The sequence below is a fragment of the Mycobacterium decipiens genome, from assembly GCF_963853665.1.
Taxonomy (GTDB): domain Bacteria; phylum Actinomycetota; class Actinomycetes; order Mycobacteriales; family Mycobacteriaceae; genus Mycobacterium; species Mycobacterium decipiens.
The window spans coordinates 3,347,043-3,360,391 of record NZ_OY970459.1; the positions used below are offsets into that span (position 1 = coordinate 3,347,043).

General features: G+C 66.5%; 11 protein-coding genes and 1 pseudogene. 4 read left to right on the top strand and 8 right to left on the bottom strand.

The features are described from left to right. Window positions 1-110: 110 nt before the first annotated feature. Window positions 111-839: a ribonuclease T2 family protein gene (locus AADZ55_RS14760; protein ID WP_085327079.1), complete on the top strand. Its 729-nt coding sequence runs from the start codon at window positions 111-113 to the stop codon at window positions 837-839. Between the two features lie 94 nt (window positions 840-933). Beyond that, the gene (locus AADZ55_RS14765) at window positions 934-1,734 is read left to right on the top strand and encodes an SDR family NAD(P)-dependent oxidoreductase (RefSeq protein WP_085327057.1); all 801 of its coding nucleotides are present in this window, start codon (window positions 934-936) and stop codon (window positions 1,732-1,734) included. A gap of 42 nt (window positions 1,735-1,776) precedes the next feature. Here AADZ55_RS14765 and AADZ55_RS14770 read toward each other — a convergent pair whose 3' ends face one another. The 5 genes and pseudogenes from AADZ55_RS14770 to AADZ55_RS14790 all read right to left on the bottom strand — a co-directional run bounded on the left by AADZ55_RS14770 (window position 1,777) and on the right by AADZ55_RS14790 (window position 7,873). After that, window positions 1,777-2,622 (bottom strand): alpha/beta hydrolase, encoded by an 846-nt coding sequence (locus AADZ55_RS14770; protein WP_085327058.1) that lies wholly within the window; start codon window positions 2,620-2,622, stop codon window positions 1,777-1,779. Continuing rightward, window positions 2,623-5,439 carry a DUF4349 domain-containing protein gene (locus AADZ55_RS14775; RefSeq protein ID WP_085327059.1) on the bottom strand — a complete coding sequence of 939 codons (2,817 nt, stop codon included), beginning with the start codon at window positions 5,437-5,439 and terminating at the stop codon, window positions 2,623-2,625. Next, the gene (locus AADZ55_RS14780) at window positions 5,436-6,050 is read right to left on the bottom strand and encodes a MerR family transcriptional regulator (protein WP_085327060.1); all 615 of its coding nucleotides are present in this window, start codon (window positions 6,048-6,050) and stop codon (window positions 5,436-5,438) included. The genes AADZ55_RS14775 and AADZ55_RS14780 overlap by 4 nt, the downstream gene beginning before the upstream one ends. A gap of 74 nt (window positions 6,051-6,124) precedes the next feature. Beyond that, a pseudogene (locus tag AADZ55_RS14785) lies at window positions 6,125-6,238 on the bottom strand (VapC toxin family PIN domain ribonuclease); the annotation flags it as partial. Window positions 6,239-6,262: 24 nt separating this feature from the next. Next, window positions 6,263-7,873, bottom strand: coding sequence for a PE family protein (locus AADZ55_RS14790; protein WP_085327061.1), 1,611 nt, complete (start codon window positions 7,871-7,873; stop codon window positions 6,263-6,265). 150 nt (window positions 7,874-8,023) lie between these two features. Here AADZ55_RS14790 and AADZ55_RS14795 point away from each other — a divergent pair, with 150 nt between their 5' ends. Continuing rightward, window positions 8,024-9,091 carry a zinc-binding metallopeptidase family protein gene (locus AADZ55_RS14795; RefSeq protein ID WP_085327080.1) on the top strand — a complete coding sequence of 356 codons (1,068 nt, stop codon included), beginning with the start codon at window positions 8,024-8,026 and terminating at the stop codon, window positions 9,089-9,091. An 89-nt stretch (window positions 9,092-9,180) separates the two neighbouring features. Beyond that, window positions 9,181-9,405: a hypothetical protein gene (locus AADZ55_RS14800; protein ID WP_133056454.1), complete on the top strand. Its 225-nt coding sequence runs from the start codon at window positions 9,181-9,183 to the stop codon at window positions 9,403-9,405. A gap of 29 nt (window positions 9,406-9,434) precedes the next feature. On the opposite strand, the gene AADZ55_RS14805 is transcribed toward AADZ55_RS14800, so the two are convergent. The 3 genes from AADZ55_RS14805 to AADZ55_RS14815 all read right to left on the bottom strand — a co-directional run bounded on the left by AADZ55_RS14805 (window position 9,435) and on the right by AADZ55_RS14815 (window position 12,603). Further along, on the bottom strand, window positions 9,435-10,367 hold the full coding sequence (locus AADZ55_RS14805; protein ID WP_085327081.1) for a L,D-transpeptidase: 933 nt from the start codon (window positions 10,365-10,367) through the stop codon (window positions 9,435-9,437). A 441-nt stretch (window positions 10,368-10,808) separates the two neighbouring features. Then, window positions 10,809-11,162: a hypothetical protein gene (locus AADZ55_RS14810; RefSeq protein ID WP_085327063.1), complete on the bottom strand. Its 354-nt coding sequence runs from the start codon at window positions 11,160-11,162 to the stop codon at window positions 10,809-10,811. A 73-nt stretch (window positions 11,163-11,235) separates the two neighbouring features. Then, entirely contained in the window at window positions 11,236-12,603 is a 1,368-nt protein-coding gene (locus AADZ55_RS14815) for a PE family protein (protein ID WP_085327064.1), read from the bottom strand. Window positions 12,604-13,349: the final 746 nt, after the last annotated feature.

Consider the following 13,349-nt stretch of genomic DNA (forward strand, 5'->3'; position numbering starts at 1 on the left):
TCACCGCCACGGCGTGAAAGGCTGTACTCCGTTAATCGTTTAGGCGAGTGTGGTGGAGCGTGCAACGAGGCGACGTAACCGTATTCTCCATTTCGGCCGGACTGGCGGCGATGGTCGTCGCGGCCGTCTCCTTCAGCCTGCTCGTCACCGATCGCGCGCCGCATTCGTCCGGGAACCAATCCGGAAGCAGCACGTCGAGCTTGCTTGTTGTGACTTGGGGCCCCAGCCTTTGCAAGGTTGAGCCGTCCAACCCGGGATGCACCTCCGGGCATGTTGGCGACATGGGGCGGACATTGATTCTTCACGGGCTTTGGCCCCAGCCGCCTTCCGAACAGTCCTGTGGGGCGCCAAAGCGGGTCGACGATCGGGCCCATGGCCTAGAAGATGCCGACATGTCGTCCCTGAATCTGCCGGAGGACGTGCAATCGAGGTTGCAGTCGATGATGTCGGACGTCGCGGTGATGGTGCCCCACGAGTGGCGTACCCATGGCACCTGTTCCGGTGTCACACCGGCCGAGTATTTCGGCGATGCCGTTGCACTCACCGACCAGGTCAGCAAGATTCTCGATCCGGTGTTCCGCAAGCATGAGGGTGGGCGATTGTCGCTTGGCGCGGTGCGTGACCGGTTCGATGCCGAATTTGGCGCGGGGACGGGCGATCGTGTCGGTCTGACCTGCCGCGACGTCGACAACAGGGAGATCGTCGTTTACGAGGTGCACCTGTCGCTTCCTCCCGTTGTCGATTTGCGGACCGCCGAGAACACGTTGTCGCTGGGGCACTTACTCGTCAAAGGCCCAACGATATCCGGCGGGTGTTGGCTCGGGCGCGTACCCCAATGACCGACGCGTCGTTCATCGGGTGCGGGCTCAAGCAGCCCCGAGCCGGCGGATTCGGTCTAGGCTGGCTCCACCCAACCAGCAAAGGATACTGGTCATGACGGGGCGGCTTGCCCAAAAGGTCGCAGTGATCTCCGGTGGCGGAACCGGCATCGGCGCGGCCATCGCAAAGCGGTTCGCCGCAGAGGGGGCTCGAGTGGTGGTCGCGGGCCGGCGGCCCGAGCCGATCGAGGCCGTCGCCGCCGACATCGGCGGGGTGGCCGTCGCCGCCGACATCAGCGTGACCGACCATGCGACGGGCGCCATCGCCGCCGCGCTGACCCACTTTGGCGGGCTCGACATTGTTGTCGCTAACGCCGGCGTCACATCGGGCGGCGATGTGTTGTCGGTTCGCGACGACGATTGGCAGCAGCTGTTGGATGTGAATGTGACTGGGGCGATGAAGCTCGCCCGGGCGGCCTTGCCGGCGCTCATCGACCGCGGCGGAGGGTCCATCGTCAATATCTCGTCGGTGAGCGGCTTATCGGCGTCTCCCGCGCATGCGGGCTATGGCGTGAGCAAATCGGCGTTGCTGGCGCTGACCCGGTCGATGGCCTATGACTATGGCCGCCAACGCATTCGAGTGAACACGGTGTGCCCCGGCTGGGTGCGCACGCCGATGGCCGACCAGGCGATGGATGCCTTGGCCGACACGAAAGACATCAGCCGCGAAGAGGCGTACCGACTGGTCGCCGCGGATCTGCCGCTGGGGCGGGTGGCGAGCCCAGAAGAGATCGCACACTGCTGTTTGTTTCTCGCCTCCGAGGAGGCTTCCTTTGTCACGGGCGCGGTCTTGGTCGCAGATGGCGGCGCTGAGATCGTCGGCGTGGGCACGCTGGCATTCGTCGACAACGGTTGACCCGCCTCCCCTGGTCGCTGGGCCGCGCCGACGCATCCGTGTTCAGTGTCCAAGCACCGGCGTCTCCGCCAAGAAACCCCGGATCGCATCGAGCAGCTCCCGTCCGTCGAGCAGTTCTGGGTCGTTGTGGCCCACACCGGGAACCACGACGTAGCGCTTGGGCTCGCCGGCCGCTTCGACCAGCCGCTCGCTGAGCGCGGCGGGGACGATGTCGTCGCCGCTGCCGGCGATGACCAGTACCGGCGCGTCTACTGAGGCGATGCGCTCGACCGACGGGTAGCGGTCCAGCAGCAACCGGCGCACCGGCAGCCACGGGTAGTGCACCGCGCCCACATCGGCCAGCGACGTGAACGGCGAACGCAACACAAGCGCCGCCGGGGCCCGCTGCACGGCCAGCGCGACGGCCACCGCCGCGCCGAGGGATTCGCCAAAATATGCGATTCGTTTGGGGTCAACGTCGGCCTGGCCGGCCAGCCACTCCCGCGCGGCCCCAGCGTCGGCCGCCAGCCCCTGCTCCGACGGCCGACCCGGGTTACCGCCATACCCGCGATAGTCAAACAACAACACCGATAAACCCATGCGATTCAGCGCGACGGCCAGCCCCGCACGCATCGACCGGTCGCCGGCGTTGCCATTGCACACCAGCACCGCGGGCCCGCTACCGCCCGAAGCACGCGGGAAATACCAGGCGCCCAAGCGCATTCCATCGGGTGTTTCGACCACGACGTCGCGGCCGGCGGGCAGAACGGAGGAAGCGTGCGGCACCGGACCCGGCGATGGGAAGTAGATCAGCCGACGCTGCTGCGACCATATGAATGCCAGCACGCCCGACGCCACCAGCGCGACGATAGCGACAATCGACAACGCGCGACGCCTCTTTCGCGACATCTAGCTGGACGACTTGCGGCGCACCAGCCAGATGACCACCACGACCAGCACGGCCAACGCCGGTAGCCACGGCAGCAGGAAACCAACCCCCAGCACCACGCCATGCACGGTGGACATCAACGACTGCCACCCGCTTGCAAGCGCACCCAGGAAACCGCCGCGGGTCACCGCCGGTTCGGCTGAGAGCCTGACATTGATTGTCGCATAAGCAATCTCGTCGCCAAGAGCGGCGCGCTGTGCCCGCAACGAGTCCAACTCGGCCTGCCGTTGGGTCAGTGACGACTCCGCGGCGAGCAGGTCGGCGACGCTACCCGCCCGGCCCATCAGCTCCAGCAGTCGTTTGACCGAGGTTTGTAGTGCATCGATACGGGCATCGAGGTCGACGCGCTGCGAAGTGACGTCGGTGTGACCGATCGACATCGACTCAACGACCCCGAGCTTCTTGGCGCCAGCCAGGACACCGTCGAGCTTGTCCGCGGGAATCCGCACCACCAGGTTGACCGTCGGCGATGACGTCGAGGAGGCCCCAGAACGCTCCGATCGCGCGTCCACTCGCCCGCCGGCAGCGGTGACCGCGGAGACGAGCTGGTCGGCCGCCTGGGTGGGGTCGGCAACGACCATCTGCAGCGATCCGGTGGTGACGACGTCGCGTTGGTAGGTACGGTCCGGAGGGGCCTTTGGTAATGGTGCCTGCGGTGCCGCGAGCGTGTTCTCGCCAACCCCGCCCTTCGTCTCGAGACCGCTGCTTGCATCCGCCGTTTCTGGCTTGCCCGCCACTACTTGATCGCGCGTCGAGGCGGACAAACCGTCCCGACTGAGCGACCACATCCAGCCGACGCCGACCAGCAACGCGCTGACCAGCCCAACCGCAACTACATTGCGTAGCTTGACCATTCGCGCCTGCGGCGGCCGGCGGTCACCGCGCTGGGACTGCGGCGCGGGGATCGGCGTCTCGACGGGTTGCATCACCCGGTGCTGCAGCACGCCCGCGGCCACCACCCGGCCGTCGAGGGCGACGTATGCGGTGAACCTGCACAACACGCCGAACCGCAGTGACGTGTCGACGATCCGCTGCTCCAAATCCGCCCTGGAACCGCCCGACGCCAAGCGATCCTCGAGGTCGCGCAGGTGGGCTCGGGCCCACTGCGCCGTCACCGCCGGCGCCGCGCGGCGCTGTCCGGTGACCGTGGCCGACCAGTCGGCACCCTCGCGCGTCGTGCCGCTCAAGGCGAGCGAGCCGGTCGCGCTTCCCCGATACCGCCCAGTCACCACCAGCGGCACCCCGGGGACCAGGTCGGGCAGCCGAGCCGGGCTGGCGGTGTCCTCGATGGTCGCCAGCCCTTCGGCGCGCAGGGCCAGCGAGTATGCGAGAGGTGCGCCGATGCGACGAAGAATGGCGCGCATTGCGTCATCGAGGCGGTCCTCGCTTTCGATCAGCTCGCAGCGCCCCCCACCGACGGTGGCAAGGCGGTCCAGAAATCCGGCGTTGACGACCTGGTCAATGCCGATCGTGTACACCCGGGCTCGGTGCAGGTCGCCGGATAGCTCCCGCAGGAGCTGGTCCTCGTTGCCGACCTGCCCGTCGGTGACCAGAATGAGCACGGCGTCACGGGTGTCCCGGACGTGTGGATCCCGCGCGCGCAATAGGGCGAGGGCGTGCCGCAATGGCGCGAGCATTTCGGTGTCGCCCCGTGCGTCGACGCGAGCGAGGTGCTCGACCGCCCGAAAGCGATGCCGATCGCTGGCCTCGACCAACCCATCGGGCAGACCCGCGGGGCCCTCGATCCGGTCGTCGAAGGTCAGCACCGCCAACCGGTCATCGCTGGTGAGCGTGTCCACGATGCGCGCGGCGGCGCGGCGCGCGGCCGCCATCTTCCACCCGGCCATGCTGCTGGAGCGGTCCAGCACCAGCACCAGGTCACGGGGGCGCGGCGGCGCAGTTGATGCCGGCGGCAGCACGGTGAGCTGATAGGTCCCCTCGTCGCCGTCCGCATCGGGAACCAGCACGAGCGAGTCGGTGAGGTCTTGCGCGCCGTAGCGGAGCCGCAGGACGAAATCCCGGTTGGCCCGCGCACCGGGTTCTACCCGTATCCGACCGTCGTCAGTCGCCACCGCGTGCAGGTTTGACCGCACCTCCGACAGGGTGAGACCGGCCGGGTCGATGCCGACGTCGATGGCCAGTGGAACCGGACGCGCGAAGCCGGCCAGCAGCACCGGCGGGGTGATGCGCGACGCGTCGGGGACCGCGTCCGTGTCGTCGGCGTAGCCGTCGCCGACCGCGGCATCGGTAAGGGGGCTGCCCGGGATATACCGCGGCGCAACGGTAAGCGGGAAGCGGAACGTCGCCTCGCCATCCGCGTAGGCCAGCGGGTTGACCAGCGTGAGCGCGACACTGACCCGCTGACCGGGCAAGATGTTGCCAACCCGCATGGTAAATACGTCCGGCCGCTCCTCCTCGATGACACAGGCTCGCCGGCCCGACGCGATGGCCTGGTCATAGGTTCGGCGGGCAGCCTCCCGCTCCCGGAGCTCGGCGTCCAGGACCCGCCCGTCGGCGGCTATCCGCATTCGCGTGACCGCGCACCGATCGGGCAGTGGAAACACGTAGGTGGCTTCCAGGGATTCATCACAGGCGTTGACGAACTGCTGCGTCAGCTCGACCCGGCTGGTGAGGCCCGCGATGTCCACCCGCACGTCGATCCGATCGAGTGGCAGATTGCCCCGCTCGGTGCGCAGCGCACCCAGGGCAGCCTCGTCGTCCGCGGCGGCGGGACTGGTCGCCTCCGCGTCGGTCATCGGCGTGATCCGCACGGTCATGATGGGCTCCGTTCATCGAGGGACAGCAAGCCACGGTCGGCCAGCAGGTCGAGCAGTGGCCGAGCGGCCGTACGGATCGCGTGGATGTCGCCTTCGTCGGGTCGGCCGCGGTGATCGACAGGCAGCATTAGCAGTGCCCCGCCGGGCAAACTTACGGCGGTCAGCTTGGTGACGGTGTCGGCGCCGCCGCCGTTCGCCACCGGTTCGGCGGCACCTGGAGGATCGGCCCAGAAGCGGCTCCGGCGCGCCGCCGCTGGTAGCTCCTGCGCCGGCTCGGCCGCGATGACTTCGTCGGGGACGGCGGCGACCCGGCGCAATGTTTTGTCGGTCGCTCCGGCCAATTCGGCCTGGATCTCGGCGAGCGAGCGGCCTTCGGCCTGGCGGCGTTTGACCGCGACGATCTGCAGTAGGTGCCGGGTGCCGTATAACGCCGTGCGCCCCCGCAGCGCCGGCCGGTCGACGAGTCCGGTCGTCGTATACCACCGCACCACCCGCCGATCGGGCAGCTCCCGGACGCGTCCGTTGGGCGCTCCCGGGTAGCCGGGAGCGGCCAGCCCGGCGGCAACCCGCCGCACCAGCTCGTCCAGGGTCCAGGACGCCTGTTCGGCCATGGCTCGATATTGACACTGTCATACTGACACTGTCAATGTTTGCCGGTTGGTTAGGCCAGGCGCGTGATCCGGTTTTCCACCACGCCAAGGATCGCGTCACACGCCGGCTGAATCGCCTCGCGCCGGTTGATCGCCGCGTACCGATGGCAGATCTCCTGCAGCACCTCGGCGTCGGCGACGAACTCCTGCAGCATTAGATGCTCAAAGGTCGACTATTCGGGTGATATCGCTTCAGCGACCTGTGCGGGTATGACGTTCACCAGCGTGGGAACGACACCCGCGACTTGCATTCCGGGAACGGTGATGTCGAGCGGGGCGGGGGTCCCAAGGCCGGGCACTTCTATGGTCGCCGTAATCGGTTGCGGCGGAGCGAGAATCCCGACGAAGGGCATACGGACCAGGACCGGTGTGTTGGCGCCGATGACGATAGGGGGCAGCGGGGGGATCAACGGGATAGTGACCGTCGCGCTCACCGGTATCCTCAACTCAACGACGGTCACGCCATTGAGGAAGCCGTTCAACACGTAAGCCGGCATATCAATGAGGGCGCCGATGGCCCCCACACCATCTCCGGTCTGCATCGCGGCGTCCAACACCGTCAGGCCCGTCGCGAGCCCGTCCAATGTGGCGATCGGCGGACCAACCACCGCAAGCCCTATCGAGTCCGTGACCGTGTTGACCGCGTTGAATCCGTTCTGCACGATCTGCGTCAGAATGGCGCCCGAGGGAAGCAGGTCGATGAGGTCCTGCTGCATCTGCGCCGGGAGGGACATCAGCGGCAGTAGCTCGCCCGCCGGGCCCTCCACGTTGATCTCCGACAAGTTGTTGATGTTGATCCCGCTGACGAAGAGATCCACCGTCGCTTGTGGAAGGTAGTGCACCGCGCCGTGATAGTCGCCCATCATCAGCGCTTGGTTGGCCTTCTCGAGGTCGGCCCAGAAGGTCGGCAATGTCTGCGGTAACTCCGCGCTCGCGTTCTGCAGCGACGTGATGATTGCCTGGCCGTAGCCAGCTTGCTTCACGACGTACGCCTGCACCGCAGCCGGGAACGCCGCAGCGTTCTGGATGGCAAGTTGGATGTTCGTTGGCAAGTTCGCCACCGTGGTGGGGAGGTCCTGCACGGCGGCAGCGAACTCATTGCCGATGCTCTGCGCGTAACCGGTCTGGTTCGCGATCACCTGCTGCAGAACCGGGAACGGGTGGGCAGCCCAGTTGCTGTAGATGGTTTGCAGATTGGCGCCCGTAGTGGCGAAGAGGGTTTGCCACGGACCGCCGGCGGGAGCGGGCGCGCCGGTAGTGGGAGCGAACGGGCCGGGCCCGAACAGCCCCGGCAGGAGCCCGCCCCCGCCGCCGCCTAGAGCGGATACCACAGCGCCGAGTTCTTGGCGGGCACCGTTGAGGATCTGGCCCACCGGCCCGCCGCCAGTGATCGAGCTCAATTCGTTGGGGGCCGAGTTCAAGCCGCCGAGCAGGGGGGCGGCGACCGCGGCCGCGCCGGTGGGAGCGGGCGCATTCGCCGACTTCGCTAGGCTCTGCCCGACGTTGGCGACCTCGGTGTCGAGGTATGCCGCCGCGCCGCCGTTCAACAGACCGACAAATTCGGTGTGAAATGCCGCCGCTCGGGCGCTGTATGCCTGAAATTGCTTGCCGTAGGTGCCGAATGTCTCCGAGATGGCGATCGACACGTCATCGGCGGCCGCGGCCGTGACGCTGGTTGTGGGACCGGCCGCCGCTGCGGTCGCCTGTTCGAGCGTCAAGCCGATACCCGCCAAATTCCCGGCCGCGGCCGTCACCATGTCCGGCGCTGCGAACACAAACGACATTGCGATATCCCCTCGACTCGCAGCACCAATTACCCGACCATCTTCACAAGTGAGCGGCCTTCGCGTCGGCGAATCCGCCAGATAACCAGCCCTCGGTGTGATCGCCCGAGCACAGTACCCAGCGGGCATCCCATGTGCCACCATGACACCGTGCGCGCGTTCGCCTGCCCGGTGTGCCACGGTTTCGCACCTTTCGAGTCGCGCCGATGCCCGAACTGCCTCGCAGAGTTGGGATTACACGTTCCAACTCGCACGATGGTGGCGACCTCGTCGGGCAGTGCGGTCATCGATGGCCAGCGCTGGATCGCGTGTACGAGGGCGGCCAGCCTGGGCTGCAACTGGTTGGTGCCCGACGAGCAGGAGTTCAAGGACCAGCGGGGGCGCTGTCTGGCCGATTCGTTGGTGCGCCGCGAACCCGACGCCGACGACACGATCGCCGTGGAAAAGTTGGCGGCTACGACGACTGCGCTACGGCGGTTGACCTATCAGCTCATCGACATCGGTCTGCCGGTCGAGCCGTTCTGGCGCCGTGACGGCGGCGTTGCTTTCGACCTGGTGTCCAGTTACAGCGGCGGCGAGCGGGTGCTGATCGGGCATGCCGGTGGGGTCATCACCATCGACTTGGTCGAATCGCTGGACGACTACCGCGAGTCGCTGCGGGTTAGCCTCGGGGAGCCCTATCGCACCGTGCTCGGCCACTTCCGCCACGAGATCGGCCACTACTACCAGAACATCCTGGTGGAAAACGATCCTGGCGCCACTCGCTATCTCCACGAGTGGCGGGAGCTGTTCGGCGACGAGCGCGCCGACTATCAGGCCGAGATCGCACGCCATTACAAATTCGGTGCGCCGGCGAACTGGCGTCAGTCCTTCATCTCTGAGTACGCGACCATGCACCCCTGGGAGGACTTCGCCGAGTGCTTCGCGCACTACCTGCACATCACCGACACCATCGAGACCACCCGAGAGTCGGGAATAGTGGTGCAGGCCGACCGGGTACGGTTTTCACTTCCCCGTGACATTGCCCCGCTCGAGTCCTACGACGACGCCCCGATCGAACGGCTGCTGTATGACTGGAAGTGGTTGTCGCTGTTCTTCAACCGGGTGAACACCTCAATGGGGAAAAACCCGCTCTACCCGTTTGAGATCCCGCCGCCGGTGATCCGCAAGCTCGGGTTCGTGCACAAGCTGATTCGAGAAGCAGCGTGCCGCCCGTGACACCATGAATCGACCGTTGCCAGGAGGGTGCCTTTACGCAGCCCGATATGCCAGCGGCGGCCAGGCCAACACGCTGTTCGTCAGCGAAGGTGCCCGTCTCGGTCCGCATGCTCTACCCAGAAGAGGAGCGCCCGTTGCACTTTGGCGACGACACGACGGTGGTCGTGTCGGAACCGCTCACCGGCCTGCCCGGACTCTGGCGTGAGGCGCGTGCGGGCACCGCTCTCATAATCGACAACGATATTGACGAGCGAGCCTTCGTACCGGTCGTTCCGCGCGTTCGTGGGCGCCCAGAGGGACAGGCCGACCAATGACGCGGGGTCAAACAATGCTGTCGTCGGGGTCACAGACCTGTGTGCACGGGGTCAGGACCCGCACGGTCAGGAACCACAGGGTCCGGAAGCGCAGGGGCAGGCAGCACGGGGTCAGGATCGGCCGACTTTTCTGGCGGCGGAACCCCTTCCTGCACGATTACCGGATCACCGACTTTGACCGTGTCGAAGTACCACTCGGCGTCGGCGGGGCTCAGGCTGATACAGCCATGGCTGATATTCTCAACCCCCATTGATCGTGTCGCCCACGGAGCCGAATGCACATAGAGGCCACGGCTGGTGATACGGACGGCGTAATCCACCGGAAGCCGGTAACCATCGGGATCGTCGACGGGGATGCCGACGCTGCTCGAATCCATAATCACCGAGCGGTCTTTGGACAGGACGGTGTAGGAGCCGACCGGCGTCGGGAAATCCGCCCTCCCCATCGAGGCGGGGATCACCCCTTCTTCTCCAAAGTGAGGCCGGTGGTGCGGCGCTGGTAGTCGAGGCGGCGGTTCCGCCTGGACTCCGTCGATGGTCACGGTGAACGTGTGATTTGAGATATCGGCAACACCGATGACCTCTGCACCGGTTTTGAAGTCGGTGGACCGACCGCCCACCGACAGCGCCACCGTGCTGTGCGCCGGCCAGTATCGGTCCGGAACCCACTGCACGACGTCGTTGTCGAGCCACTGATACTTGCCGGTCATCGTGGGTGCGGATTTGACGTCAACGGCGCGTTCGGCCGCGTGCCGGTCGGCTGAGTTGGTTATGGGCGCTCTGAACGTCACCACCACGGGGTGCGCGACACCCACTACCTCGCCCCGCGTGGGTAGGACCGATGCGATGGCAAAGTAGCCCTGCGACCGGCTCAGCGCTGCCAGACGCACGTCACCTGGCCCCGCGACCACTGTCGCAGCGATCCCGATCACCACCAGAACAGACCGAACACCTGCTCGCATCGCCTCTATCACCCTCTGAGATGGCCAAACTGTCGTTGTCGTGTCGACGATGTTAGGGGTGCCATGGCGGGCGGGTGTGCAAGCGCGCGCCGGCGGCGTGATCAAGTCTTTGACAAGATTTGGTCACAGCTAGCCAATACCGCGGATGTTCTCCCCACCGCTTCACGACGTGAACGCCGCAGCCGTGATCAGCGCGCAAAATCGTTGCGCCCCTGCGATTCCTGCTGGCAAGTGCCGTTTCGAACATCGGCGGGCTCCCGAATCGGCGCAACGTGGCCAACGCGCAGCGACGCGGCGCCTGCGTCCATGCACTCGCGGCACCAAGGCCTGATGTGCGTCGAGGGACGAAGTCAACCGAAGACGAAGCAGCTGTCAAGCATCAGCCGAAACACCGCATTTTCGTACCGCCTCGTTCAGTTCCGGCAGAATTTCAACTCGATCTCACGCGGCCCCGCCACAAGAGCCAGGAGGAGCTAGTGGTGGCACGGGACCACCGTCATGAAGGACACACGACAAGGTAAGTGTCGTACCAACAAACGGCGCTGGTACCCGCACTTGATGCCAATAGCTACCGTCCGGGTATTTGATTCCGTCACAATATCCCCACCCGGTAATGCCACCGAATCCACCACCAGGGCAATACCCCATCGCACTATTCGGCATGTACGGGTCCTGTCCGGGAGGTGGCGCGGGTTCGGCGTTGGCGGAAACCGTAGAAAATTCAACTGCCATAATTACTGTACCGATTGTGGCGGCAATACTTTCCTTGTGCATTTTCGCACCACCTGAATTCATTCGTGCGGGGAAAATTTTGAGCGGTCTGCACCCGGTGCAGGAACGCGCGCGGCGGGCCGTCCATCGGCCGAGTTCATGCTGGCGTCACCCCGCTTGCTCCGATCGGGCCGAAAAGGAGTAACCCACCGAAACCACCGGGGCCGCCAACGCCCGGGGTCGCCCCGATGCCGCCATGGCCGCCGGCGCCGCCGAGGCCGAAGAGGATGCCACCGTAGCCGCCCTGACTGCCGTTACCCCCGAACGCCAAGTCGGCCGCGCCGTAGCCATTGCCGCCCGCGCCGCCGAGGCCGAAGAAAATGCCGCCGATGCCGCCGATGCCGCCGGTACCGCCACGGCCACCGGCATCGGCAGCCCCGCCGTCGCCGCCGGCACCGCCGATCCCGAAGTAGGCACCGCTGTCGCCGCCGAATCCGCCGACCCCGCCGGTGCCGCCGCCGGTGTTGGCGCCGCCCGCCCCACCGTGGCCGCCGAGGCCGAAGAACAGGCCCTCGGCGTAGCCGCCCTGACCGCCCTGGCCGCCGATGTTGTTGAGACCGACGGCGGTCCCGCCGGTACCACCGTCGGCCCCGATGCCGATGAGGTTGAAGAGGATGCTGCCGCTGCCCCCGAGCCCACCGATGCCTGCGATCCCAATGTTGCTGGTGGCCGCCCCGCCGGCGCCGCCGACGCCGCCCATGCCGTAGAGCAGGCCGGTGCCGTAGCCGCCGGCGCCGCCCCAGCCGGCAACGACGTTGCTGGTCCCGCCGGCCCCTCCGGCGCCGCCGTAGCCGAACACGATCCCGCCGTCCCCGCCGAAGCCGCCGTCGCCGGCGATGCCATTGGGACAGGCCCCGCCGGTCCCGCCGATGCCGCCGTGGCCAAGAAGTCCGGCGGCGTGGCCGCCGTTGCCGCCGTTGCCGGCGAAGCCGTTGTCAATGGCCCCGCCGGTTCCGCCGACGCCGCCGTTGCCGAACAAGAACCCGCCGCTCCCACCGTTCCCACCGGTTTGGCCGGGTGCGCCCGACCCGCCGTTCCCGCCATTGCCCCACAACACCCCCCCGTTCTGGCCGTTGGCGCCGGTTCCCGGGGTACCGTCGGCACCGTCGCCGACGAGCGGACGCCCCAGCACCGCCTCGAAGGGTGAGTTCACTATGTTGAGTAGTTCCTGCACAGAACTGGCATTGGCGGCCTCGGCAATGGCGTAGGAGTTCGCACCCGAATTCAGAAGCTGGACAAACTGCTGATGAAATGCCGCCGCCTGAGCGCTGATCGCCTGGTAGGCCTGCCCGTGCACGCCGAACATCCTCGCGACGGCCGCGGACACTTCATCGCCGGCCGCGGCCGGCACGGTCGTCGTCGGGGCCGCCGCCGCCGCATTGGCCGCCCTGATGCTGGAAGCGACATTCGCCAGATCCGAAGCCGCCGCCGTCACATATTCCGGTGCCGCGATTACGAACAACATCCCGACCTCCGAACGACCCGGCGACCGTCCGAGAAACCACCGAGTAGCAAATTTTATCGCCCCAGTTGACACGTCGTCATGCGGCGGAGCTATGCGCAGGCCAAATTCATATCAGGGCCATAGAGCGGACCTGAGCCATCGACCCGGTGGCAATGTTCGTGGCGAGCGACCCGCGCCGGTGGCCGACCTCCTGCCGCGCGGCCATCGCGAGCCTCCAGCGCTGCGACGAGCCATTCAAGGTGGCGCAGGCCTTGGCAGAGGGCGCATCGCACGCCGCATTGTCGGTGATGGTAGGCCGTGGCCGGCTGAAACGCCTTGCCCATGGTGTCTCCCGGGTGCCGCAGGCCGCCCCGCGTCACAGGCGATCCTTGGTTCTCTATCGTGATCAGTCACCGTTTGCTCACCGCTTTGGTCGCCGTTTGGTTGAGGAGATCGGCCACCACCTTTTCCTCTAACCCCTTGTGTTTGAACTCTTCTGATGCACACATCGACACTCCCTTCCCGGAAGTTGCGCCAATGCCGCAGGGTGGCAGTTCCGCGAAAATCCGCTGACCCGGCGCTTGACTTTGGTCCTCGAACACACTGTGGCGGAGGTACTTTCGATGGGATTGTGGTGCGAAGGTGAATCCAATGCCGACCCCGGTCTTGATCGGAGCTACGGGACCTTCAGATCGTTCCTCGGGAAGGTGCGCCCACTTTCGCCCCGCCGCACCGAGGTTCATCCCCACGTTCTGCTCACGGAGGGC